This is a genomic window from Chitinophaga pendula (assembly GCF_020386615.1).
Classification (GTDB): domain Bacteria; phylum Bacteroidota; class Bacteroidia; order Chitinophagales; family Chitinophagaceae; genus Chitinophaga; species Chitinophaga pendula.
On the sequence record NZ_CP077769.1, the window covers coordinates 4,271,435 to 4,295,534 of the forward strand.

The window sequence follows — 24,100 nt, forward strand, 5'->3', positions numbered from 1 at the left end:
CCGGCATGTTTGGGATTTGATTTACATGCTGACTACCAGCTATTGTTTACCTTAAAGTTATCGTTCAAAGGAAAGGGAGTATTAATATTTTTTCATTCACTAGTTGAAGGTAGTAAAATATTGAATATTCAACAATACCAACAATGTGGTATTTCCGTTGTTGCTCCTCCAGATTTTCCTTATCTTAATACCCGTTAATCCAGGTATTGCACATGTTCTTTAAAAGGATACTGATATTGTCTGACTATCCTGATTTGATCAAATATCAGCAAGTCGACCCGGCCGTTATCAGGCAACTCTATACCCTTCTATTCCTCTTTGATCACTTTACTCAACACAGTGATACCGTCATTCAATGGAATGACAGATCGAACATGGGTTATCAACATTTATGGCGGGAGGATAGTATTTTACGGCATTTCGCGGACCGCTTCCTGGTGAGTTCCGACTGGGATGAAATTAGCTTTTCCGAAGATGATCTGATTGTATGTCATTTTGATCATGACCTGCTTCTTGCCCAATACCTGGACAGGCGATATAAAGGTCAGTTCCAAACGGACCATATCTATACGCTGGCTGATCCCAGTTATAATGCTGCCAAGAGCCATTTTAAAAGTGTCCAGGTCTTATTCCGACCGGGGGGCCTATGGGAGGTAACGGAAACGATAAGGAAGGGCATACTGTCGTCGTTTAAAGAGGAGTTAAATAGTAGCTATACCCCCTGTGGGCGGGAATGCCTGGAGCGTGCCTTTGATGCGCTGCTTACCAACATTTCCGCTGTAAATAAGGAGAAAAAAGGAAATAGCTATACCAGGATATTGATCCTGGATGACTACAAGCGAAGTTTTTTTATTGGTGATTCGACTATCTGGGTAAGGTTTTTCAAAAGGATCCTGCGGCATTGCGGCCCGTACGAGGAAGTAGTGATCAACTGCCATCATCCGACCATAGGACCACGTTTACAATCGCTCTATCCTGGTGTCTTTGGAGAGCAGGTAAAGATCACCTGTCAACCCTTAGCTCAGCTTCCGCTTTCATCCTTTGATCTTATCCTTGTGGAGGGCGATGCCTTTCTCAAGTTCCTCGTGTATTTGACAAAAGATGGGAGCACAGCACCTTTGTGTGCCAGCATTTATACTGTATTTACGTTGCTGGAAGAGCCTTCAGTAGACCGCTATCACCTCGACTTTATGGAGAATGGTAAACGTCCGTTCACCCTGTCGGGGAAAAACAATGTGGATAAAGAGATCTATGTATCGGAGGAAGAGATGGAAATGGCAGATCGTTGGCTGGAGGAGCGGGGTATTGAAGCCGGTGATTTCCTGGTGATGCTGCAGAATAGTTCGACGGAGGAAAAGAAGGTGATCTTATTGGAGGAGTTGATAACACTTGTCAGCAAGTTACTAGAGCGGGATCGTGTGAAGGTGCTGTTATTGGAAGAAGAACAATCATTTATCAGGCAATGCCTGACGCCGGTACAGAATAGCCGTGTTATTTTTGCGGGGAGAAGAGGACTTAGAAAGGACATGTGCTTGATAGCCAGTCAGTACACCCAACTTGTGATCGGCCCTTGTACGGGTATATTTCATCTGGCCAACGGGGTAATCACTTACCAGGTAAATAATGGGCTGCGGGATATAGACGACATTCCTTTCCTATTGGTCTATACTGGAAAGCAAGCACATGATGAAGGCTATTTGCCTAAAAACTGGTGGAATCATTCATGGGTACACTGTGTGCACTTAATAGCAAAAGGCGGGCAGCAGGTATTGGTACCGCTGGAAGAAAGTCCGGATGACGCTGCTACTTTCTTGGCTATTGCGGGGGAAGTACGATCTATTTCTGCTGAGATGTTATGGTCTTATTTATCTGCTGTTGCAACCCTGTAGCCCTTCAGGTACATAGCGGGTAATTCCATTGATTGTCTAAGTGTGGGTAATTCGTTGGGGGTATTGCGTTCATAAGTGTATCCGTGTTCTTTACTTAATGCGATGGTGAACATATCGGAACTCTCTCCCGGTTTTTTAGGCTGTGCCCAGGAATCGACCCATTCCAGGGCGATTACAACTGTGTCTGATAATATGATATTGTAGGGAGCCAGGTCCAGGGTGACCCACTTTGCATTATGAGGAATATCAAAATAGATGTTCTGGTGTAATACTTCTTTCAGTTGCTCCTCTCCTTCTACTTTCTTCAGGATATTAAACCGCACTTTTACGCTGTCGAAGGTATTGTGTTTAATCCGGCAGGCGAAGGACACTATTTTGACGGGATATTCTTTAGGTGTTATCTGTATTCCCCTGGCCCGGCCTCTTGAGCTTGAGTAATCACCCCAACCGGTAAACCGGGACGTGGCTTTGTCGCTTCCGAACATCAGCACGTCCCTTAACGCGGTGACGGTCACACCAGCCAGCACCTGGTCACGGGGTTTTAGACGGATATCCATCTTTTTTGAAGGGTCGATATCTGCCAGGCGGAATGCCATAGTTACATATCCTATATGGCTAAATACGATGGAGTCCTGTGGAGACATGCCAGCTATATTCACTGAGTAATAACCTGTTCTTTCAGCAATCCCTCCCCTGCTTTTATTTTTAATACCGATGCTGGCATATGGAATAGGTTCTCCTGTTTTCCCGTCATAGAGTGTTCCTTTTATGGTTTGTGCCCATAGCGACCTACATGGGAACAGGACTACTAGGAGAATAACTAATGCGCGAAAAACGGAGGAGCCAATATTGTTCATATACTAAATGCGATAATTATCAAAGGTCAGGCGTCAGCGGCCAGTATAGCATCTTGTGTATCAGCTTCGAAAGTTAGTCATTTATTTTCATATGCTACATTTTACAACGTGTACAGTGCGTGCATAAACTGTTCGCGGAAAAGCTGGTCATTGTGCAGAAAGGATCGCCTGTTCTCCTGACCTATTTCATACAGATCATCCCGTTGCAATAGTTTATCCAGGACTTCTGTTATGGAGGAGGGGTTGATGCTGACAATCCCCCCTAACCTGTCTGGTAAAACATATGCTTTTTCTATAGGTATCAGAAAATGATCTGACAGTTCGTTCATGGGCGGAAAGTTGGTAGTCAACACGACGGCGCCGCATGCTTTCGCTTCATTTATGCAGTGGCCAAAACCCTCTACTACAGAAGGGCATATATGAATCAGGAAGCGGTTTCTGAACTTGTCATACTCTTCTGCCGTCATACGATCATAATAAGATACTTGCTGGTTATCGTATCTGGTATAGTCGGTATGATGTGTTACGATATGCATTCTGGCTCTGTCGAAGGTAGCAAAGGCATTGATGAGCACTTGTGTTCCTTTTGCCCGAGACTTTCCTGAGGAATGAAAACATTCTTTCAGCTTAACAATTTCATGATAACAATCCAGTGAAGTAAAGCCAGTATATTTTACATTACTGTGATAAGTACTAAAAATCTCGTAGGCGTAATGGGACTTGCAGAATATCGCATCATACCGGTCCAGATATTTTATCCAATCGCGCATGAACCATTCCTGGTTGGGTACCAGGATATTGGTTTTCGCGAAACAACGTTCATCCACGATCTCGAGATGTATACAAAGATCTGTGTGTGTGGGCATAGGTATAAAATCGTCCAGGTTGCGGAATTCGACCTGTATATCGTGTTGTTGTAGCAGAGCGGTTACTATAAGTTTGTCTTTTTCCAGGCCGCCATTATTATTCTTGCCAATTATTGTGACATGCATTTGTTATCTGATCATTCGTGAGGTAATATAATCCTGCCATTTTCGTCCAAGGCAACGGGTACTCTCAGTGAAAATCCCTTGCTTTTTTCCAAGCTATGGTGGTAATTATACACCCGTATGCCGCTTCTCCAGGTCCTGTACCTGGAATCCAGGACTTCCATAGAATTAGCGGTCATTTTGAAGTTGACACCTTCAAAACAAACATTCTCCAGGGGATACCTGGCGGAGTTAGGGCAGATGATCCCGTTCCAGAAAACCAGGTCATCCTTTACTACCTTGAACATCCAGAGATCAACAAAAGGAAAGTTATATTCACGTTCTTCGATAGTGGCAGTGTCTTCCAGCCAGATCTTATAAAAGGGGAAACCGGTAGATTCTTCGATAAACCGGCCATGTTTCAGTGGAGTATTGTTTTCAATCTCCTGTAAGAATTTCTCCAGGTGGCGTTCTTCTATACCCAGGTCTACATCGTCATCCCAGGGCATGATCCCTCCATGCCTGATATATCCAAGATGTGATCCTCCCTGTAGCAGGAGGTCGATATGCAGTCGTTCTCCCACTTCACTCATGATACCCAATATGGTCCTGATCTGCGTTTTGCTTTCTACAGACCAGCGGCTATTTTTCATGATTGCATTTAATATATCATTGTCCCTGTCTTTTGTTACTACTTTAGGCTGTTCTTCGTAATTAAACCAGGCGACTTCATCAAAAAAGGCATCGATCAGCTTCCTGATGGATAAGCTAATGATCTCGTCATCTACCCGTTGTTTGACTACATCTGACATGAGCAGTTTGTCTACGCCGTTCCGGCTCAGGAAATAGATACTATTGCCCCACTCAAAGCCCAGTACGAAGGGTAAGAAGTCATTATATTCCCGCTTATTGGGATTCAATAAAGACTTATTATGTATCTGGATCTGTTCTTTTTGTTTCTCATGGATACGGAACCTGTCAAACGGGAAATACACATCCCATCCAGCCGGTAACTCCTGTATCCGTTCCAGTATATCTGCTAAGGTGGTTTCCAGTTTCACGGACTCATCTATGATCAGGCACCACTCTTCTTCTCTTTCCTTAAAGGATTGCCATGCTGCATAGTGCAGTTGGTAATTTTCAACATCAGAGGCAGGGATGTCGAATCCGTACCTATTGGTATGCCAGTTGGTTTCTACCTCTAAAGCCTGCTTATTCTTTTCAGGTAGCATGTCGATCACATTTAGTGATCCTCCAGACAGGTCAAATGATGGAATAACGTTGCCCGCTACTTTCTGGGTGTTTAGGAGTGGTATCTTATATACTAACATAATTAAGCAATACGTCTTTTAGTAATGAGGTGGATCGTTTTAAATATTGTGGGGCTATAGGGGTGCGATGAAGTGTTTTGCTATCAGTTTTGCTGTCATTTCCGGATCATGCGTTATAATATCTGTTACCAGCATTTGTTTTTCGTGTATACCGGTTTTATAGGAGAACAGGGGGAGGTATTGATCTTCCACTTCAGAGAGGGAGTAGCGTAGTCTGTCAAAGAGATAATTTTTCTCTTTTAGTCTGAGCGGGCAGAACCTGGTCAGGTTGAGTTTCCATTTTTCGTTGATATTTGTCCATTGCCGGGACGGTGTGGGTGTTTCTACGTTAAATGCATCGATGAGCGACCAGTTATGCACATAAGGCCAATTGGCCCATTGCATAAAATATTTTTTATTGTATTCTTCAAAGTGAGATAGTACTGCCTGCATAGTTTGTTGTACGAAAACTTCCTTTTCTTCGCCCTGCGGGGCAAAGCTGTTTGCGTATACTTTGAGGTAGATACGTTCTTCTTCGAGGTGGCTCAGGGCTAATTGGACGGGTATGCCTGTGAGATAAGAGATATAGGCGATGCCTTTTCTTACTTTCACTTTGCCGTGGAGGAAATCGAGTGTCAGCATGTTTTCGTTGTGGATGGTCTGTCCACCTACACCTTTGTTACCATCGATATAGGCGATACCAACGGCGCCTGCTTTGAGTCTTTTAATCAGCTTAAAAATGGCTCCGGGGCTTTCCACATTTACCATCTCAAAATGGCAATTGTTGTGATATTGCCCCTGGTACAGGCTGGTGAGGTCTGTAAAGTCGCCGCTGTCGATAGAATGGGTATCAGACATAGCGATCACGTCGTGTCCATCTTTTAACAGTTGGGCCAGGAGCATGTAGTAGGAGCCAGTATGGAAGCTGATAAAGATACGGGAGTTTTCCTTAAGTCCCTTAAAGACAGCTCCTTCATCAAGCAGCTGTAGTTCCTCTACGGTAAAGTCAAACAAGTCTCTGAATGCCTTTGATGAATGACTGACGATCGTCTTAAATATATCAAGATGCGTATTAAAGTCATCATTTCCCATAAAGTTGTACAGGTTGGCGGAAGATGCTGCATATAGCAGCGCTTCATTCGGTCGCATATAGTATTATTTTAGGATGAGTAACTACCGATCACTTCCTGGCGATGAACTTATAGAGAAAGGGGTCTCCCTTTGCTTCTATTCTTGCAGACAAGGCATTTTCCCGGAAGTAACCATACAGCGTGGCATCGGCATATTCGAAGTTGGTGGCCATTACGATCCTGTTGCCTTTCAGGCGGATTATACGGGCACTGAATTGTTCTCCTTTGTTGTTGACCACTTCAATCCTGTAAGTTTCTTTTTCCTTTTTCAGAATAATTTTTCCCATAAAGTCTCCGTAGGGAGTATTCTTCATTTCGTACTGGTATGTTCCGGAGAAGTCGGTATCCTGTGTGTTATGGAGGCCGGTGTTAGCGGTAGTACCTATAGTGGAGATAAGGAGCAGCCACTTTAAAAACATATAGCCGGTTATTAGTGTGAAGAAAGGGAGAGCCTGCAGGTGCAGGCTCTCCGGAAAGTAAAATCTCGGTATCGCTGTTCTTAGAACAGGATATCGTCATTGCTTCCTACAGAGTCGAAGGTGTTGCAACCGCGAGGACGTCTGTTGAAGCTGGAGCAGAGGGATTCCAGGACTTCCAGGGATACTTCTTCTACTGCTTTACCGAGGTTTTTGGGTTCAGCCAGTTGTTTGCTTTTTGGATTTTCATTTTTTTGCATAAAATCAAATTTTAAAAAGTGAATAAAAAATAAAAAGAGGTGATAATCAGATCTTAACGGTCGTGAGGTCGAGCTGGCTTTCGAACAGCTGGTAAAAATGGCCTTTCTTTTGAATCAGTTCTGCCATGGTACCATGTTCTATTATTCTACCGGCATCTATGCAGACAATCTCGTTTGCATATTTCAGGGCACTAAGCCTATGTGAGATGATAATAATGGTTTTGAATGCGGGATTTCCGAAGAGGTGAGCATATATGGATTCTTCGCTTTTGGAGTCGATCTCTGATGTCGCTTCATCTATGATCAGCCATTCTGTGTTGCGCAATAGTGTTCTGCCTAGGGACAGTTTCTGTTTTTGTCCTCCTGATAGTTTTACGCCACCATCGCCGATCTTACGTAAAGCCCTTTTATGGTAGTCATTATTATCGGTAAAGATCCCTGATAGTTGGGCAGCCTCTACCAGCTCATTGTCGCCGGCATTTAATTTTCCGTAGCGTATATTTTCCAGGATGGTATCGTTGAACAGGAAGTATCCCTGGCTATTTACGGTCAGGTGATGCATCCAATCTTCCATATCGATTTCCTGCAGGTTTCTGCCGTTGACGAGTATTTGCCCTTTGTGCGGGATATTAAATTTGCATAGCAAGTCTACGATGGTAGATTTTCCGCCGCCGCTGGCGCCTACGATTGCATAATGCCGGCCGGTATGAAACGTAAAATCCAGGTTGTTGATCACTTGTTTGTCCTGATGCAGGAAGCTGACATTTTCCAGTTCGATCTTTTTGATGGGGCTATCGAGTTGCTGGTATGTACTGTCTTTTACTTCGATGGGATGATCCAGCAATTCGAAGATGCGTGATATTGATACGGATGTGTTTATCAGTTCTACATACAGTGATATGATATTCTGGAAGGGGTCGTATAGTTTGTTGGCGTATTGCAGGAATGCTACCAGCGTACCTATTGTCATCAGGCCGGCGATGACCTGCCAGCCCCCCAGCCCTAATGTAACGAGCGGTACGAGGGAGAGCAGGAAGATGCTGATCCCTTTTGAGACCGACAGCATGAGACCACCATCGATATTGAGTTTGACCAATTGCTTAAACCGGTTTTTGATCAGGTTTCCCTCATGATCATATGCATTGAACAATTTTATAAACCGGACGTTGGTTATTCTTTCTGTGAGATGGCCGAGTATTCCTGCTTCTTCTGCTTTCACGTTTTCCGCCAATTTTTTGATGCGGGGGTTGAATCGTTTTATGCTGAAGAACAGGAGGGGGTATAGCAGGCAGATAGCCAGAAAAAGTTTTGTATCCAGCACGCACATCACCACGATGAGCCCTATGATGGTGATAGCATTGTTGATGAAGTGAATGAGTACGCCTGTAAGTGATTTACGAACGTTATTCACTTCGTTATTCATCCTGTGGATCACGTCGCCGAGGCTTCTTTCTTTAAAGAAGTGCATGGGCAAGCGGATGATATGATTGAATAATTTCAGGGACAACGTGTTAAGGACCTGATTACTGATCCAGTTATACAGGTATTCTGACGCGATGCCCATTAATATCCGAGCGATATATGTGGCAAATATGAGGGATAGTATTTCGACCAGGAGTGAGACTTTTTTCTCTATCAATACCTGATCGATTATGACCTTCAGGTAGTAGGGAGAAGCCAGTGCCGCGGCATTTCCGAGCAGCATTAAAAGCAGCAGCAGGGCTTCATACTTAATATATGGCCGGAGGAAGGACAGCAGCCGCTTCCAGATCATTGTCTTTGGATTCATCTATGCTATTTGGGAGAGGGCAGCCGTGGTATTATTGCTGCTTATCCAGGTAAATACGGATGATGTCTTCCATTTTCTGTGCCGCATTTGTATATCCAACGCTATTGAAATATTGCAGCACATTAAGATAGTTGTCTTTATTGATAAAGTTCTCTGACAGGGCCAGCCCAGATTCGAGCACGTATGCCCAATGCCAGATGTTACCCGGGCAGTATATGAGTTCTCCTGGTTCCTGGATACATACAACAGGTGTAGTTTTGTAGAACAGCGGAAATCTGTCCGGATCTGCTGTTAACGGGTCTACTTCGCCATTATATAGCAGGTGTTCCTGTTCACGGGGAAAGAAGAGCCATAGTTTTCGTCCTTCGTACAATGCGTTCCAGAAGCTGGTACCCCATATGTCTTTATGCAAGGTACTTCTTGCGCCGCGAGGTCCGAAGTAGAGGCAAGAAAGTGTGATCTTCCGCGGTATATTCAAGGCTTTGTAATAGGCTTTGTACCAGCAACTAAAAGCCGGGTCTACCTGGTATTCCTCTTCCATACCGGTGCCGATGTGTAATGTTGATTTAGCGTAGTAAGGGTTTTCATCTGTCGTTTGGCGGATGTATTCGGCATATGTTGCTATTGTTGTGTGGATATATGTTGTGTCTTCGCCGATCTTATGATCTGCTGATATTTTTTGATGGCCGAATGTGTCGACCAGGTATTGGATGTTCCATTTGGGGTACGAAGCCCAATCATTCATCATACCATTGTATAGTACCGGCAAATGTTCATCTATCAGCTGACCGGGAGTTGCGGCACGCATTATCTCCTTCGTCTGGCGAAAGGCTGAAAGGATATTCATAAGTTATCTTTAGATACCTGGCGATATGCACCTGTTGATGACGGTGGCCATATGCCGGATGCTACTGAGAAAGAAGTAGTCGACTTCGTTGTCTGGAATGTTTATCTCAAACTTCTCTTCGATAAAGGCGACCCATTTAATAGCGGCGTCATCATCTCTGGAGAAAAGGTAGAGCAGGTTAAGTGTTATCAATTCGTCGGAAAAATGCTGGGGTATATGGATACGCTCCTTCAGCGCAGCAAGCAGGTAGCTTTCCAGCGTCTGTTGGGAAATCATGACGATATTTTTTAAGGCTAATTTTCTCTGAGTACGCGGGCAGGGTTGATGGTCTTCAACCGGATTGCATAAAAAAGGATGATTAATAAGATGAGTCCGGCCATTCCCAACAGGGGTATTGCGAATGACAGCGGGTTCATTTGTATCCTGTAGGGGAATTTCTCCAGCCAGTTGTGTAACAGCAGGTATGATACCGGTATAGCTACTACTGCCGCTACAGCTATCAGCTTAAGGAAATCCACGAATATGAGATTTACTATTTGTTGTTGTGTACTTCCGAATATTCTCCGGATGCTCATTTCTCTCATTCTTTTGATGATAGAGAAGTTTATCAGTCCGAAGAATCCGGATAAGGCGATCAATATGCATACGATGCTGAATATAAAGGATCGTTTGCCCAGGTTGGCCTCATCTTTATAGATAGTATTAAGTTGGTCTTCTACCCAGAAGTAGTTTTCGGTTTTTTTCGACGGATCTTTCCGACCCAGTGCTTCCATGAAGGCGATTGCATCGGTTTCTCTGCCGGGTATGGGTTGAATAAACAGGTATTCTGCTTCGGGTGGGAAGTCTGCTATGATGAGTGGTTCTATGGGATTGTAGAGGGAGCTGAAGTTAAAATCTTCAACGATACCTGTAACGCGGCCTTTTTCGCCGAAGACATCAATCATTTTATTGATGATTGCATCTTCGCCCCCCATTAGTTTTGCGGCTCTCCGATTGATCACGACTGCGAGGTCTGCGCTGAATTCGTCTCCGGGGTCTTTGGTTATCCGTTTTACTTTAAATGTTTTAACGAAGTCTTTGTCGGTATATAACACGGCAAACCTGACGCTATCATTCGGGGTCTTACCCGGCCAGTTGACGTCTCCGGTAACCGGGCAGCCGGTCACGAGGTTAGAGCTGGAGAAGGTACTGCTTGCGAGGAAGGACTTGGATTTGAGTTCTTCTTTAATCAGTGGCATCTTCTGTATTTCTTCTTCGGTCAGTTTTCTGCCCAGTATATGTTGTTTATCATATCCCAGGTCTTTATGCAGTAGGTATTGTACCTGGTTGTTGGTGGTAAAGGCGATATATATCAGTATGACAGATATAAAGAACTGTATTGTAAAGAGGATCTTTGTTACGCCGATGCCGCCTATCCTGGTACCTTTATTGTTTTTGAGTACGCTTATAGGGTCGAAGGAGGTCAGTATCAGGGCTGGGTATATGCTGGCAACCAGGCCTGTTATGCCAAAGATTACGGCGATGAACAACCAGAATTCCCATGAGGTGAGTGGGAACCGGAGTGTTTCTGCCAGGTAGGTATTGATAGTAGGCAGACAGAAGAAGACGATGAGCAGGCCTAGTACGATAGCAATGAACACGGTGAGATAAGCTTCCCCGATCAATTGCCTGATGAGAGACATTCTTCCTGCGCCCATCATTCTTTTTACACTTAATTCTTTTGTGCGTTTGAAAGAGCTGGCGATGTTCAGGTTCATAAAATTGATACATGCCATTGCCAGCAGGAAGATAGCTGCTATGGTAAAGAGGCGTACATATAAGATCCTGCCGCCGCTTACGGCACCGTTCTCAAAATTCGAGTAGAGGTGAATATCTTCGAAAGGTTGCAAATAGATACCGGCTTTTGAGAGGCCGGTTACTTTTTGATTTATTTTGGCCCTTATGTCTGCGATGTTGCTGTTAGGATTGAGTTTAAGATATGCTTCATAGTTATAGCTACCTATGTGTTCGTTGGTGTCTTTAGGCAGTGGGATAAAGAAGTCACTACGGAAGCTGGACTGTTCGGGGAAAGCTTCAAACACTCCTTTTACTTGCCATTCCCGGGTTTTATCGGTGGAGATCGTCAGTACGCCATTATCCATTCTTGTGCGCCATTCGGGGCCATATAACCTGTTGGCGACATCAGAGGATATGACAATTGCTGCCGGATCATTCAGGGCACCTTCGGGACTTCCTGTGAGGAATGGTCTGGGGAAGACTTTAAACAGGTCCGTGCTAGCATATCTTCCATTTGACCGTGTTTGTTTTTTGTCCATTTCGATGTCCACTTCGTCCATCGTTTTGGTAGTAACAATATTTTCGACACCGGGTATTCCCTGACTGATAGCGCGTATCAGCGGTAATGAGGTAGCGCGGGCTGATCTTATCTCGTTATTGACCGGGTAGTTTGTTACTACCTGAAACACCTGTTGATCTTTGAGGAAGCGGTTATATCCTTTCTCCCGGAATATCCACAGCATCAGTATGATGAACGATGCTATGCCGATGGAAAATCCGGAAATGTTTATGATGAATGTAAGTTTGTTCCTGCTGAAGATCCTAGAGGTTTTCTTTAAGATTGAAGTACTCATACTTTGATGATTAAATGGATAGTGTTTCCAAAATCACAATCTGCCCGTTAAATCTACTTCCGAATAAAAGTACTGTTTTTCTAATAACATTGGCTATGTATTCGTCAAAAACTAGGAAATTCCCATTATGTTCGATGAACTGGCGGATGAGGGTGTATCCGAAATATACATTCAACAGGTGTTTGTTGTCGAAGAAGTTACCTATAAGCAACGTATTGACCCGATTGAACATTTTTCCGGAAACGAGCGGTTTCAGATCCGGTATACCGGGATATTGGATCTCCGGGGTATTCCCCTGCAGAAAGTAGTTCATGTTGAACAGTAGTTGATCTGCCAATACAGCCGGATCTTTTACCGGTGTGTGATCGAGGGCATATGAGAGGCATTTCCACGCTTTATTTATTCCTGTTACGGGTATATGGGTGGTGGTTTCCTCCGGCTGATATTCTATCAGGTAATGAAGATTTAAAGTATTCGTTCCCCCCTGCCTGATATGATCATGTATATTGATGGTGTTATCTGCCGTTTCATTGATCAGCTTGTTGCACAAGATACCGGAGAATGCGGCGGTTGCGTAGCTGGTACCTCCCCGGAGGATATATTTATCGTTTTCATGTAGCAGGCGTTGGTGGATGCCTTTTGCGAGGATGTTAATGTATCCATCACCGAGATAGCTGTATTGGTTAATATCGCTTATCAAGCCGGCGCCTACACCATATACGAAAGGGAAGGCGGCGGGGTAGCATTTTTTCTCGCAGTTGAAGTGAGCGGCTGCCACCAGTATTTTCCCCTTCTGATGGCAGTACCGACAGCATTCGAATAGTTCCTGTGAATAGGTGTCTGTGCTTAGGATACCCAGGCTGATATTGATTACGTTAACGACCGGTAGTTCTGCGCAAAAGCGGAGTGCTTTGCACAGGAGGGGGACGTTGATCGTTTTGAGCGGTACCATTCTTACGGAGAGGATACTTGCGGAAGGGCATACCTGGAGTATAATGGAGGCTATATTCGTACCATGGAGGCGTTTGGTTGCCATATCCGCGATGTTATCCACATTTGTGTTGGTGGATTCGTAGATATTGATCTCCTGGACGGGAGTGGTTTGAGCTGCAAACCGATCCATCAGCAATCCTTCGTCAATAATGGCGACTACCGGTTGTCTGCTCATAATGCGGCCGGAGTTTTATTTATTGGCATGTGTTTGAAATTCGGCTGCCTGGGGAGCGGCGATGGCTATGTTGTCGGCATCTTCCTGCATGAGGTTGTACATTTTTTCGAAGTAGGCCGGTAGTTGGGATTTCCAGGCGGTACAGGGAAAGTTCCCTTCTTCTACGGCGTGTAGTGAGTCGTATGCGCAGGAAAGACCTTCGCATACGGGATTGAATTTACAATTGTAGCAAGTGGGATGTATGTTGGTGCGGGAGTAGTCGAGATATTTTTTAAAGTCGGCCGGATTCCAGGCTTCGAATACTTTTTTACCGGAGGAGATGTTGGTATCGTGAATGGTTTCCCAGCATTTGTGGATGTTTCCTTCCGGATCGAATGTAAAGGAGTATGGCGATACATAGGTCGCGCAGTCGCTTTGTTTTGTGGGGAATTTCCATTTTAGTTTGGGACGTTGCTTACCGGTATGCGCCGGCCAGCTTTGGAAGCGGTCTATCATGAGTTGACTGAATTCGTTTTCAGTATGGAAAAACTCTTCCTGTGTCATGAAGGCCATGTTCTCGGTGTCGGCACCTTTATAGGAGCGCAGCCAGGCCAATTTGATGGATATATTTTTATATCGCTGGGGCCATATTCCGTATGTCTGTAAGTCGTCGAGTAGGCGAGGTAGGGTAGCTGCTACTTTTTTATCGGTATTGACCCGGATGTTGGCGCTGACGCCCGGGGGCATGATAGAGAGGTTCTCCAGTATTTTCTCGTAGTTCTTACCATTTTGATTTTTCAGAGGCCGGTAGGCTTCGTGTACTTCTTTGGCACCATCGATCGTAATCTGTACATCTGTGACACGATTTTCTACCAGGAAATCCCAGTTTTCTTTGTCGAGTAATATTCCATTGGTGATGATAGACGCTTCATATGGAATGTTGTATTGCTCACACAGTGGGATAAAGTGTTCGGAGAGCAGGCGGATGGCTTCTTTATTGATCATGGGTTCGCCGCCATACCATATAATGGAGAGGCCGCCCCATTTTTTGACTGGTGCGCGCAGGATCATATCTTCTATGTAGTTGGCGATCCCTTCTACTACTTCTTTTTTTCGCAAGCTTTTGTTGGGTTTTATCAGCTCGAAGCAATATGGGCATCCCATATTGCAGGTGATGGTGGTACCTATTGTAAGGCCGATATGGGGGTTGTTCGTATATTTTCTCAGCTGGCTTTTGTGATAGTCTTCCTGGTAGGCCGCTATTTCATCGAGTTGGCTGTCGACGAAAAAGCCTAGTTCTGACAGGCCTGCCAGTTCTTCTTCCAGGGAGGGGTAGTCGGTGAGTTGAAAGGCTGGCAGCTCTTTCAGTGCGGTGACGGTCTGTCCCAGGTTATTTTCCAGCACTTGTAATCCACCGGTCAGGATATTATACAGGAGGAATTCGCCGGTACTTTTAATGGGTATTAACTCATTATAATAGCTAGACTTTATCATGTCTTAATTTTTACTGGTAAAAAGTTGTCAGTGATATTTTGCTAGTGAGCGGTATGTTATAGCCGGATCAACTGTAGTGCATGTTTCAGCAATTTGTCCTCATAGGGAGCGAGGTCTCTGGCATGTGTTTTAGCGACCCAGATATCCGGTTCTATACCTTTTCCTTCGGTATAGATGGCCGGATCGAATATGAATTGCCTGAAGTTGGTATGTAGTTGCAATGTTAATCCGGAGGGCAGGCGGAATATAGTAGCGCTGGCGACTGCCCCCATGGTAGGGGTATCTCCCAATACGAAGGTGCCAGGTCTTTTTTTCATGCCCAGTATAAATATTTCGGAGGCACAGGCGGTATTTTTATCTGTCAGGATAATCACTTTAGCAGCCCGGCATCTGAATTCTTTTCTTGCCGGTGAGATCAGGATGGATTCTTCGAACCAGGGGTAGTGTCTTCTGCCGAGGCTATATTCCTGGTTGGTGAACAGGGAAAGTGTTTTCAATACGTCTGCGCTGTAGCCACCGCCATTTCCCCGCAGGTCGATGATCATTCCTTTGATATCCTGTTGTGCGAAGAAGATATTCAGGAGTTTGTAGTAGGTTTCTCCTTTCCAGCTGGCGATGCGGAAGACCAGGGTATTATCCGGCAGTAGTCGTATTTCGGGTGCAGGCAGGAAGTTCTTTGTCATCCGGACAGGTGTGGTATATGGGATATGAAATGTCCGTAGGGAACGGTTGCTATCTGCCAGTATGCTGATGTTGAGTATTTCGGTTTCTTTCCTGAACAGGAGTTGATTAGGATCTCCACTGGTGGATACGGGTTTATCATCTATGGCTATTACTTTGGCTCCCAATGGGATTGAATCCCGATAGCGATCGTTCAGGATGGCTGCGACCACTACCTCTTCTCCGATAGTTTTGAGGCGCAGGGGGCCATTTTTGGGCCGGGCTACCGGTGCATCGGCAGCAGGGGTGGATGGTAGTATAATACCCAGATGCGGGTCGGGATACAGGCGTTTAAAATTTGCCTGCAGGTCGGCCAGCAGGGAGGCATAAGGACGGTTAGTGTTACTGAATATCTTATTGAAAGTAGCGATGGCTTCTTTTTTGTTGATCCCTCTCTGTTGATAGAAGGGATATAGTTCTGCGAATTTCTTCATCAAGGCTGCCAGTAATTTTCTTTCTTCCGCCTTTGTATCGGCGGGTATGAAGGTGACGTATCCTGACAGGTATCCATTCTCCCGTCCAAAGTCTTCGAAGGTGAGTGGCTTTGTATTCTCTTTTTCGGAAGTTTCCGGCTGTGCGTAGACGAACCGGGAATAGTCGTCGAACATCCTGGTGTAGGTTTCCTGCGGGTGTCCGGTGAGGCTATCGATCCACGCGAATACGTTCCGGGTGGGTGTATTATTGATCTCTCCGATAGTAAGGTCGCTGATGATAAGATCTGATCTTTCTGTGGGATGAGCCGGTTGGTATAGTATCGTCAGGCTATTAAAGGTAATATTGTCGTCACTGAACTCATGGCCGGTACTATGATCCCAGGTACTGATGAAGGAGGACAATGGCAACTGGAATCCATCCTGGTCGATGGTGATGTCCTTGAAGTGCCAGGTGGAATCATTTCCCATTAGAACGAGTAGCAGCTTTTTAACATTTCTGGTATAGCAGGAGATATTGGCCTTTGCTTTATCGTAGTTCAGTGTGGGTTTATTACTGGGGAGCAATTGCCGGAGGAAAAACGTATCCGTTTGCCAATCTGCGGCAGCGAGTATTGCCGTTGTGGCGGATGTTTTTGTACCTTTTTCATTTACGATGATGCCCTGACAATCTTTATGATCAGGAAAACATACGGGGCTTTGGACATAGGCGCCGGTAGTCGTTGTTAGATCCCATTTGGTAGTGAACCCGGAAGTATAGGATATAGCTTTCCATTGTGCGTGTGCGGTAGTGTAGCACAGACACAGGAGGAGGCACAGATAATTATGCCAGGGGCTTACTGACGAAGCACTATTGTTCATTTTACGGGGATGATTAAGACCAGACCGGTCTATTTGAGTTCAATTATTTCGCAGAAGTTTTTCATTACTATTCCCTTTCCGAAGCCTTCTTCATTTGCTCTGCAGTTGCCGCTTTTTCGCCGGTTCTTCATCATCTGGTAGTTACCGATAATGGATTTTCGGAGCAGGATATCGTTCCAGTCTTCGGAGCGGATCACTTCCCGGTATATTTCTTCGCCATGAACCAGTTGCGGAACATTGTGGGAGTGGTCTTCGAGGAATGTCCGTGTCTCCTCTCCTACTTCTTCTATGTGGATATGATTTCCGATGCTGTTCCAATGGCCTTTTCGCCAGCCACCTTCCTGAATAGACGGGAAATGATCTTCTGCTTTGATGAGGGTACCTGCTTCGATCTTTCCATCTTTGTACAGGAACAATACGCTACTGGTGCCAGGGTCTATTTTCCTGACGAATGCCCTTTGAAGGTGGTGGTAGTCGTAGCTGTTCTCAAACCGTCTGATATCGTCGTGGCTGACATAGTTATTAAAAAAGGTGTTGGGCAGGTATTTCAGATGTACGCCGGACATTTTCAGGCGCAAGCTGAGGTCGATATCTTCATATCCATATCCTTTGAAACTTTCGTCGAATCCTCCTACAGTATGAAAGTCGGCTGTTCTCAGGCAGATGCGTCCTATGTTGTCGCGATCTGCTCCGTTCAGGTCGGCGATCAGTGCCAGTGGGTCATTGACGGGTAATTCGTTGCTGACATATCCGAGTATGTTGTCTCCGACGTGGTAGTCGGCGTTGACATTGCAGATGATGTTGCCGGTGGCCAGTCTGAAGGCAATGTTTCTGGAATGGGCATGTGAAAAGTAGCGAGGTAGTGGGTCGATGATCCTGTAAAAGCTCAATATGCCCTCTTCTATGTACTGCAGGCAGTTTTCTTTCACCCAGGATTCCAGGCCATCTGAGGAGTTATAGTCCAGCAGGATGATCTCTGTATTGGGAAATCTTCTGCTGCAGGCGATGTTGCCAGGCAGTGTTTCTTTCAGTGTGAACAGTCTGTTCATCGACACGGTGCAAAGTGAAATTCTTGCAGGCGGTGTCATTGGGTGTAATTGTCTTATTGGGAATCGGTGGACAGTGGGACGTTGTTAACGTGTGTACAGTCTTCGATATCGTATATTTTGCTAAGTGCGTTTATCAGTTGTGTTTCTATGAATTCGCATTGATCATCGGGGGTATATCCACTTTTACGGGACCGGCAGATGGTGATCACCGGGGGATTGGTGATTTTGGCCTTCAGGAACCCGATGGTACGATCGATCCGTTGCTGAATGGTATCTGCGCTTACTTTCAGCGGAGATTCCCGGGGGTCTGCGATCCTGTTGAAGTAATAGTAGTATCGATCGTTCTCACATACAGCATCTACTCTTCCGAAGTCAAAAAAGCGGATGCGATGATAAGGCGTCTGGTGGAAATGTTTGTATTCTTCTTCGGTGATTTCAATACGAAGTTCTTTTTGCAAGGGGTTCTGGATGCAGGAGAAGTAGTCGAGATCGATATCCAGTACGACGGTACCAAACTTTTTGAGTTCATTGATATGTTGTTTATAGAAGCGGTAGCGGCGGGCGTCCTGGCTTTTGCTACCTGAGGCATCATCGTATTTATCTAGCAATCCTGCCTGTCCGCCGGCGAGGAAGGTACCCGCATTGTTTTGGGAGCGGATGTACATTTCATGGGCTTTCCTGTTGGTTTTGCCATGGCGATGTTTGATCCAGTAGACATCGTCGAATAAGCCTTCATAGACAGCGGGCAGGATAAAAGTAGCGATGGTCAGTTCTTTGTAGGTAAAGTCTTTGATCTGAGACAGGTCGCCATTCAGCTTGGGGGCTGGTATGTTGAGATATGGAATTCCCATATCGGAATGTTCGTCGATATGTATCAATATGTTGTTGCTTGGCTTGATACGTCCTTGTGCCACTGCATATTTCCAGATGAGGTATGCTTCGTGATGTTCTTCTACTATAAAAATCGTTGATTTCTTTCTCATATAGGCATTGATCAGTTTGTTTGTGATTGGCTAGGTGCGGCAAACAGTGTTTTTTGCTGGTCTGTCAGTGGTGTTGGCCTGGTTTGTTTTATATTTCTGTTGAGTATATCTATGGAAAGGTTGTCGAGGAGTAGTTTTCGGATACTATCTATCAGCTCATTTTCGGGTATTCCCTTGTGAATGAGGGAGAGGACGCTACGGCGTAGCAGGCTTTCGCTGGCCGCCAGGCTAACTACGTAATCGGATAATATCTTGGCCAGGGTGGTGTTATAGACGCCGGCGGTGATGTGGGCGGACATATCCGCGGAGGTTGCTGCTTCGTGTACGAAGCCCCTGGGCATATACAAGGTATCGCCGGCTTCCAGTTCTACGTCATAAAGCAGTTCGAGGCTATCGACATCAAACGGTACGGCGTTGTGGATACCCAGCGGGAGGATATAAGGGTTGCTGTATACTTTCCAGTGTTTTGCGCCGGCGATCTGCAGGACAAAGACATCATGCGAGTCATAATGGACATCGAATCCACAGGCATCCGGAGGTGTGATGTATACATTAGCGTTAGAGGTACAGTGGAAAGTATCGTTGATGGAAAGCAGTAAGCGGGATATAGCCGGCCACAGCTCTTTGATCTGTTCCAATATAAAAGTGGCTTTTTCTTCTTTAAACAAGCGATTTACCTCTTTTGTAAGCACTTTAGACTTTACTTCAACATTCCTCATCTTTTCTACCTGTATATATTGTTGTACGGGGACTGGTTTTCCCTCTTTCACCATTCTCATATTTGCCCTGTTCAGTATATCGTCCATATACAAGATCTTATCCACATCCTGTAGTTGTAGCAGCGAGGAAAAGAAGCTGCTATTTTCCCGTTTTATTACGAGGGGTTTCTTTTCAAAGTATTCGCTGAAAAAAGTGGTGCTATCCAGTGGATCGATGAGGTGATCGAAGTGGATCTCTGAAGGGCTGTGCATTTTTTTATATTGAGGAGGTGAATGGCGATGTATCGGTATCAGTGCTGTGCGGGTATGTGATCACTGATCAGTGCTGCCAGGGAAGGTATGGTCATAGCTGACGGTTTTGCGGTATTATGCCGGTGCTGGTAAAAAAAGGCCAGCAGTTCTTCTTCCGATATCTTTTGCAGCAATTGTTGTTTCAGACTGTTGATTTTATCCTCTTTATATTGTTGAGGTATATCCATGCCGGTGATATATGATCTTCTGAACAACGGGTCCTGGTATGCGAGATGGGTGATATAGTCTGCAAACCGTTTGATCCAGCTGGTATTTAGTATTCCTAATGTAACATGGCAGGACAGCACATCGGTCGTGATCACCTCGTGTACGTATCCTCTTGGGAGGTACAGCAGGTCGCCGGGTTCGAGGCATACGTCGTGTAATAGCGCGAGCCCGGAGAAATCTACTTGTTTCCGGTTTTGTGGTTCGAATGGCAGGTAGACGGCACTTTCGAATATTTTCCAATGTTTGTTGCCGGCGATCTGAATAATAAAGAGGTCGTGTTCATCGTAATGCCATTGGAAACATTGTGCGTTGGCGGGTGTTACGAATAGATTGACACCTGAGTTGCAGTTGAATTCCTGTTCCATACTTACCACCAGTTCGTTTAATGTTGCATGATAGCTGGCGGCGTTGTGTATGATCATGGTTGCTTTATCGTGTGTGAAGGTATTGAACAGTTTCTCCCGGTTTACGCCGGTCTGCATGCTTACTTTTTCGGTATGCCAGCTATTGGTATAATCTTCCGGAACTATTTTTTTCCCTGCGTGGCTCATTGTCAGTTTCAGGTCGGCATGCCGGGTACCTGCATCAATGATCTGATCTGTTGCTGCGAGGGTCAGCAGGTTATCGAAATAATGTTTATTATTTCTTTTTATGATCAGTGGTTTTTTCTCAAAGTATTCGCTTATAAACTCCCCTTTTTTCAGGGGAGCTATCAGCTGATGAAACCCGAATGTGGTATTCATATAGGGAGCTATTTTCAGTCGTTGGCGTGAAGGCTGGCGAGTGCAGTCAGCATCGCTTTTAGTGTTTGCGGATCACAGGAAGAGGGCCTGTTATGGGGGGGCCGTCGTTTTCCGGATAAGTTATCGAATGTGGTCGTATTAAATTGCGTTTCAATCTTTTCTCCCAGCAGGTTCGCTGCTTTTTTCAAGCTGTTATTATCTTCCAGGTCGTTGAGGAAGGCTGTTTCCCGTAATGTACCGGCGGTGTTGCCGATATCTTTCAGGATATCGAGTATTAGCCGCAGATAAGTGGGGAAGGTAAATTTAACGGCGGCGAATACGGCTGTTTGTTCCAGGGGGAATGATTCCCAGATGAATCCTCTGGGTATGTACAATGTATCGCCAGGTTGGGTGATACATTGGTGTATTAGTGATTGTTGGGACAGGTCAAACGGTTGATTGGCCTGGGATGGTAGTGGCAAGGAGATGGGCCCCTGATATATTTTCCATTTCCGGCTACCGGTTATCTGCAAGATGAACATGTCTGCAGTTTCATACCTAGGATATGTGGGGACGCCTGTTGGCGGTGTAAAGTACAGCTGGCTTTCGCAGGAGCAGTTCAGTTCTTCGGTGAGTGCTGCTGTGAGGTCATCCAGCATGGGCAGTTGCCCCTGTATGTTTTTGAAGGCTATATTCACTTTTCCTTCTGAGAAAAGCCGGAATACGGTTTCTATGTCGATACCATAATTAAGTCGGACATTACCAGGCAGGGCTCTTATATGCATGTATCTTGCTGCTGCAAGCGTTGTGGTATTATCTTCCAAGACGACCTGATAGGGCACGGGATCTACTGCATTTGCGAGCCATGCTGCGACTATATCGAGTGAGGAGCATTGATCAAAGGAATGAAGATCGTTTCTTTTGATATGAAGTATATTTTGCTCAAAATAGTCCTGGAGGAAGGACGTTTTTGCGCATGGGGATATGATCCAGGAAAAGTCATTTTTCATAGACAAGTATGCGTTTGGTGGAATTAAGGCGATCAGACGGCTTTGAGGTGTTGTCTTGCGATCACTGCCGTGACTACTTTTCCGAGCAGGTTGACGGTGACCATGACGTTTTTCTGTCTTTGTTTTATGACTTCGCAGCCTAGTCCTGAGAGTGGGCCTTCGCGGATCATCAGTTTCTGACCTTTCATCAACATCTCGTTTTCGACTTTGATATGCCGGCCTTGTGTGGTGATCAGTTTTAGTCTTTCGATGGTGTCGTGAGACAGTGTGGCCATTTCATTTCCGAACCTGACATACTTCGCATAGCCATCGATACCGGTGCTTTTATAGAAGGTGGCGGGCATATCCACGTATACAAAAACGTATGAAGGGAACATGGGTTTTTCTCTTATTACGATTACGTTTTTGCCGGTACCTGTTACTCTGATCATAGGCAGGTAGTGTTGGATATTACTATCGGATAGTTGCCTGGCTACCTTTTGTTCATGGTGGGCTTTGGTATACATCACATACCAACCTGCTACTAACTGTGGCATTAGTAAACGAGTTTAACAATGGTTATAAATTGGAAAGAAAGGATACGGCTGTCGCTACGGTAAAAGGGAATTTTACTTCAGGATCAATGAGTTGTAAAAAAAGTAAGGAGTTTAAAAGGAATTACATCTAAAGTTTCATAGTGCTTCTCATCAGAGCATATGTCGCCACTTGATCAAACGCTTCTCTATTAAAAGTAAAGAAAAATATTTTAAACTTTCAAAAAGATATTCGCCGAATTTGTTGATAAAAAAAATACAGTCTGCTGTAATATTGGTTTCAAGCCTGCTACTATTGGCCATTCCCACCTTTTAAGATCAGCCCTGTTTAAGTAATGTTAATATTCTACAGGCATTGTTATCAAGGGATGTCGTTTACACAATAAATCAGGAATAGGATTCTAGGCCAGCGCGCCAAGTGTATCATAGTATGCGATAGCTTTGGGCTCTGCGCCACTTTGCTTTAGTATCTCTTTTATATCTTCCGGCGCCAGGCTCCAGTCTACTGCATATGCAATAAAATGTTCGTCCAGCGGCACTTTTCCATCCCATCTATTTTCATTGAGTATCCTGGCAGCATCCCGGATCATTTCCATTGCCAGGTCATATTTTTCTTGTCCGACTATCATTTGCATAAATGCCACATACAGGTATTCATAGCTTTTGTTGTCAATAGCAATGGTCGGCCTTTCGGAAAAAAAGAGCGCGGACATCCTGTTTGTCTGATCATTGTCGCTGATGGCTATACGGAGCTCTTCTGTTGTCAGATAATAGGGATAAGGGTCATAGGAATCGCATTCCCGTATATTCAGTTCCAATTACCTGGGAGATTTTGCATACACGGTCTCGGTGGCTATTTCCACTTTTTCTGCTATTAGCGGATATTCACCCCAGGCTGCGATGAATCTGTGGATGAGGTTATTTTTAATTTCGGCGAGTGTCATGCGTATTGGAGCATTTTTTCTATACCTAAATTACTATTAATAGGCATAACCAGGTAAAAATATACTTCTGGTTATTCTTCGACGTAGTCGAGGTCTTCTAGAGAATGAGCATGCAACGTCTGTTCACGCTGGTGGCGTAAATCAAATACATTGGTGAAACACTCGGTTGGTTCTGGTCGGCGCTTTTCAGACATGGTTATGAAACTTGACGCGCAAATATATTGATGACTATTTGTCAAAAACAAATACTTTGTTTGCCCGGCTGGGGGAGATTAGTTCAATATGTTCAGACTTAGCATTATTTCTTCTTTGAGAGAGGAGTCTTTAGGATATATGCGGCGAGTGATATTGATCCCGTTCCAAAGGTTGAGCAGGTATCTGCCTAATATTTCAGGTTTGGTTTTATTGCGCATTAATTTTTTTGCCTGGGCGTCCCGGAGGGTATCGGTGAATACTTCTGCCAGTCCGGCCATCAGTCTGGTGATAACTTTTTTGGTATGCGGATCTTTGGTGGACATTTCGATCAATCCGTTACCGAGGTAGCAGCCTTGTGCCTGTTTGCGTTCGGATTCGTCGGTGAGGTTGAGGAAAAACTGTTTGATAAATTCTACGGGATTATTGCTACGTTGTATCTCTGCCCGTAGTTGTGTATGATAATGATCGGCGAAATATTCCAGTGATTTTTCATATAGTTCGCGTTTACCCTCTTTGAAAGCCAGGTAAAAGCTTCCTTTCCCGATGCCCATTGCGGCCAGGAGTTCTTCAGTGGAGGCGGCTTCATAGCCTTTATCCCAGAACACTTTGATCGCCTTCTGCAGTATCTCCTTATCATCAAATATCTTGGGCCTTCCCGCCATGATTGCTGTTTTTGA

The 24,100-nt window shown here is 44.9% G+C and carries 22 protein-coding genes; 1 reads left to right on the forward strand and 21 read right to left on the reverse strand.

Features of this window, described 5'->3' with window-relative positions; all coding sequences use genetic code 11:
• The first annotated feature begins 212 nt into the window (after window positions 1–212).
• Window positions 213–1,889, forward strand: a complete 1,677-nt coding sequence (locus tag KTO58_RS15005; RefSeq protein ID WP_095838587.1) for a glycosyltransferase family 9 protein — start codon at window positions 213–215, stop codon at window positions 1,887–1,889.
• On the opposite strand, the gene KTO58_RS15010 is transcribed toward KTO58_RS15005, so the two are convergent.
• From KTO58_RS15010 to KTO58_RS15110, 21 genes are all read right to left on the reverse strand, one after another.
• Window positions 1,862–2,746 carry a carboxypeptidase-like regulatory domain-containing protein gene (locus KTO58_RS15010; RefSeq protein ID WP_095838586.1) on the reverse strand — a complete coding sequence of 295 codons (885 nt, stop codon included), beginning with the start codon at window positions 2,744–2,746 and terminating at the stop codon, window positions 1,862–1,864. The genes KTO58_RS15005 and KTO58_RS15010 overlap by 28 nt on opposite strands.
• 101 nt (window positions 2,747–2,847) lie before the next feature.
• A complete protein-coding gene (locus KTO58_RS15015; protein WP_095838585.1) occupies window positions 2,848–3,738 on the reverse strand; it encodes a glycosyltransferase in 891 nt (296 codons plus the stop codon).
• 11 nt (window positions 3,739–3,749) lie between these two features.
• Window positions 3,750–5,045 (reverse strand): LicD family protein, encoded by a 1,296-nt coding sequence (locus tag KTO58_RS15020; RefSeq protein WP_095838584.1) that lies wholly within the window; start codon window positions 5,043–5,045, stop codon window positions 3,750–3,752.
• Between the two features lie 54 nt (window positions 5,046–5,099).
• Window positions 5,100–6,173: a lysophospholipid acyltransferase family protein gene (locus tag KTO58_RS15025; protein ID WP_095838583.1), complete on the reverse strand. Its 1,074-nt coding sequence runs from the start codon at window positions 6,171–6,173 to the stop codon at window positions 5,100–5,102.
• Between the two features lie 31 nt (window positions 6,174–6,204).
• Window positions 6,205–6,573, reverse strand: a complete 369-nt coding sequence (locus tag KTO58_RS15030) for a hypothetical protein (RefSeq protein WP_225859763.1) — start codon at window positions 6,571–6,573, stop codon at window positions 6,205–6,207.
• A gap of 80 nt (window positions 6,574–6,653) precedes the next feature.
• Complete coding sequence (gene flmA / locus KTO58_RS15035) at window positions 6,654–6,830, reverse strand: FlmA family RiPP peptide (protein ID WP_157752932.1); 177 nt, start codon at window positions 6,828–6,830, stop codon at window positions 6,654–6,656.
• A 46-nt stretch (window positions 6,831–6,876) separates the two neighbouring features.
• A complete protein-coding gene (locus KTO58_RS15040) occupies window positions 6,877–8,619 on the reverse strand; it encodes an ABC transporter ATP-binding protein (protein ID WP_225859764.1) in 1,743 nt (580 codons plus the stop codon).
• 31 nt (window positions 8,620–8,650) lie between these two features.
• Entirely contained in the window at window positions 8,651–9,466 is an 816-nt protein-coding gene (locus KTO58_RS15045) for a cupin-like domain-containing protein (RefSeq protein ID WP_095838580.1), read from the reverse strand.
• Between the two features lie 9 nt (window positions 9,467–9,475).
• On the reverse strand, window positions 9,476–9,742 hold the full coding sequence (locus KTO58_RS15050) for a hypothetical protein (RefSeq protein ID WP_157752931.1): 267 nt from the start codon (window positions 9,740–9,742) through the stop codon (window positions 9,476–9,478).
• A gap of 17 nt (window positions 9,743–9,759) precedes the next feature.
• Window positions 9,760–12,096: an ABC transporter permease gene (locus tag KTO58_RS15055; protein WP_095838578.1), complete on the reverse strand. Its 2,337-nt coding sequence runs from the start codon at window positions 12,094–12,096 to the stop codon at window positions 9,760–9,762.
• A 10-nt stretch (window positions 12,097–12,106) separates the two neighbouring features.
• Entirely contained in the window at window positions 12,107–13,264 is a 1,158-nt protein-coding gene (locus KTO58_RS15060) for a S8 family peptidase (RefSeq protein WP_225859765.1), read from the reverse strand.
• Window positions 13,265–13,279: 15 nt separating this feature from the next.
• Window positions 13,280–14,737 carry a FlmE/OhkG family radical SAM/SPASM peptide maturase gene (locus KTO58_RS15065; RefSeq protein ID WP_095838576.1) on the reverse strand — a complete coding sequence of 486 codons (1,458 nt, stop codon included), beginning with the start codon at window positions 14,735–14,737 and terminating at the stop codon, window positions 13,280–13,282.
• Between the two features lie 56 nt (window positions 14,738–14,793).
• Entirely contained in the window at window positions 14,794–16,749 is a 1,956-nt protein-coding gene (locus KTO58_RS15070) for a S41 family peptidase (protein ID WP_095838575.1), read from the reverse strand.
• 29 nt (window positions 16,750–16,778) lie between these two features.
• Entirely contained in the window at window positions 16,779–17,798 is a 1,020-nt protein-coding gene (locus tag KTO58_RS15075; RefSeq protein WP_198315234.1) for a glycosyltransferase family 2 protein, read from the reverse strand.
• Between the two features lie 53 nt (window positions 17,799–17,851).
• Window positions 17,852–18,781 (reverse strand): peptide arginase, FlmR/OhkR family, encoded by a 930-nt coding sequence (locus KTO58_RS15080; protein WP_095838573.1) that lies wholly within the window; start codon window positions 18,779–18,781, stop codon window positions 17,852–17,854.
• 11 nt (window positions 18,782–18,792) lie between these two features.
• Window positions 18,793–19,752, reverse strand: coding sequence for a cupin domain-containing protein (locus KTO58_RS15085; protein ID WP_095838572.1), 960 nt, complete (start codon window positions 19,750–19,752; stop codon window positions 18,793–18,795).
• Window positions 19,753–19,790: 38 nt separating this feature from the next.
• A complete protein-coding gene (locus KTO58_RS15090; protein WP_095838571.1) occupies window positions 19,791–20,762 on the reverse strand; it encodes a cupin domain-containing protein in 972 nt (323 codons plus the stop codon).
• Window positions 20,763–20,776: 14 nt separating this feature from the next.
• Window positions 20,777–21,751, reverse strand: coding sequence for a JmjC domain-containing protein (locus KTO58_RS15095; RefSeq protein ID WP_095838570.1), 975 nt, complete (start codon window positions 21,749–21,751; stop codon window positions 20,777–20,779).
• Between the two features lie 32 nt (window positions 21,752–21,783).
• Complete coding sequence (gene nusG, locus KTO58_RS15100; RefSeq protein ID WP_095838569.1) at window positions 21,784–22,287, reverse strand: transcription termination/antitermination protein NusG; 504 nt, start codon at window positions 22,285–22,287, stop codon at window positions 21,784–21,786.
• A gap of 398 nt (window positions 22,288–22,685) precedes the next feature.
• Window positions 22,686–23,102, reverse strand: coding sequence for a hypothetical protein (locus tag KTO58_RS15105; RefSeq protein WP_095838568.1), 417 nt, complete (start codon window positions 23,100–23,102; stop codon window positions 22,686–22,688).
• 398 nt (window positions 23,103–23,500) lie between these two features.
• Window positions 23,501–24,085 carry a TetR/AcrR family transcriptional regulator gene (locus tag KTO58_RS15110; protein WP_095838567.1) on the reverse strand — a complete coding sequence of 195 codons (585 nt, stop codon included), beginning with the start codon at window positions 24,083–24,085 and terminating at the stop codon, window positions 23,501–23,503.
• Window positions 24,086–24,100 lie beyond the last annotated feature (15 nt).

Excerpts from the sequence above, each read along its gene's own strand:
- KTO58_RS15005 (WP_095838587.1), top strand. The coding sequence starts at position 213 with ATGTTCTTTAAAAGGATACTGATATTGTCTGACTATCCTGATTTGATC.
- KTO58_RS15010 (WP_095838586.1), bottom strand. The coding sequence starts at position 2,746 with ATGAACAATATTGGCTCCTCCGTTTTTCGCGCATTAGTTATTCTCCTA.
- KTO58_RS15015 (WP_095838585.1), bottom strand. The coding sequence starts at position 3,738 with ATGCATGTCACAATAATTGGCAAGAATAATAATGGCGGCCTGGAAAAA.
- KTO58_RS15020 (WP_095838584.1), bottom strand. The coding sequence starts at position 5,045 with ATGTTAGTATATAAGATACCACTCCTAAACACCCAGAAAGTAGCGGGC.
- KTO58_RS15025 (WP_095838583.1), bottom strand. The coding sequence starts at position 6,173 with ATGCGACCGAATGAAGCGCTGCTATATGCAGCATCTTCCGCCAACCTG.
- KTO58_RS15030 (WP_225859763.1), bottom strand. The coding sequence starts at position 6,573 with ATGTTTTTAAAGTGGCTGCTCCTTATCTCCACTATAGGTACTACCGCT.
- flmA (WP_157752932.1), bottom strand. The coding sequence starts at position 6,830 with ATGCAAAAAAATGAAAATCCAAAAAGCAAACAACTGGCTGAACCCAAA.
- KTO58_RS15040 (WP_225859764.1), bottom strand. The coding sequence starts at position 8,619 with ATGAATCCAAAGACAATGATCTGGAAGCGGCTGCTGTCCTTCCTCCGG.
- KTO58_RS15045 (WP_095838580.1), bottom strand. The coding sequence starts at position 9,466 with ATGAATATCCTTTCAGCCTTTCGCCAGACGAAGGAGATAATGCGTGCC.
- KTO58_RS15050 (WP_157752931.1), bottom strand. The coding sequence starts at position 9,742 with ATGATTTCCCAACAGACGCTGGAAAGCTACCTGCTTGCTGCGCTGAAG.
- KTO58_RS15055 (WP_095838578.1), bottom strand. The coding sequence starts at position 12,096 with ATGAGTACTTCAATCTTAAAGAAAACCTCTAGGATCTTCAGCAGGAAC.
- KTO58_RS15060 (WP_225859765.1), bottom strand. The coding sequence starts at position 13,264 with ATGAGCAGACAACCGGTAGTCGCCATTATTGACGAAGGATTGCTGATG.
- KTO58_RS15065 (WP_095838576.1), bottom strand. The coding sequence starts at position 14,737 with ATGATAAAGTCTAGCTATTATAATGAGTTAATACCCATTAAAAGTACC.
- KTO58_RS15070 (WP_095838575.1), bottom strand. The coding sequence starts at position 16,749 with ATGAACAATAGTGCTTCGTCAGTAAGCCCCTGGCATAATTATCTGTGC.
- KTO58_RS15075 (WP_198315234.1), bottom strand. The coding sequence starts at position 17,798 with ATGAACAGACTGTTCACACTGAAAGAAACACTGCCTGGCAACATCGCC.
- KTO58_RS15080 (WP_095838573.1), bottom strand. The coding sequence starts at position 18,781 with ATGAGAAAGAAATCAACGATTTTTATAGTAGAAGAACATCACGAAGCA.
- KTO58_RS15085 (WP_095838572.1), bottom strand. The coding sequence starts at position 19,752 with ATGCACAGCCCTTCAGAGATCCACTTCGATCACCTCATCGATCCACTG.
- KTO58_RS15090 (WP_095838571.1), bottom strand. The coding sequence starts at position 20,762 with ATGAATACCACATTCGGGTTTCATCAGCTGATAGCTCCCCTGAAAAAA.
- KTO58_RS15095 (WP_095838570.1), bottom strand. The coding sequence starts at position 21,751 with ATGAAAAATGACTTTTCCTGGATCATATCCCCATGCGCAAAAACGTCC.
- nusG (WP_095838569.1), bottom strand. The coding sequence starts at position 22,287 with ATGCCACAGTTAGTAGCAGGTTGGTATGTGATGTATACCAAAGCCCAC.
- KTO58_RS15110 (WP_095838567.1), bottom strand. The coding sequence starts at position 24,085 with ATGGCGGGAAGGCCCAAGATATTTGATGATAAGGAGATACTGCAGAAG.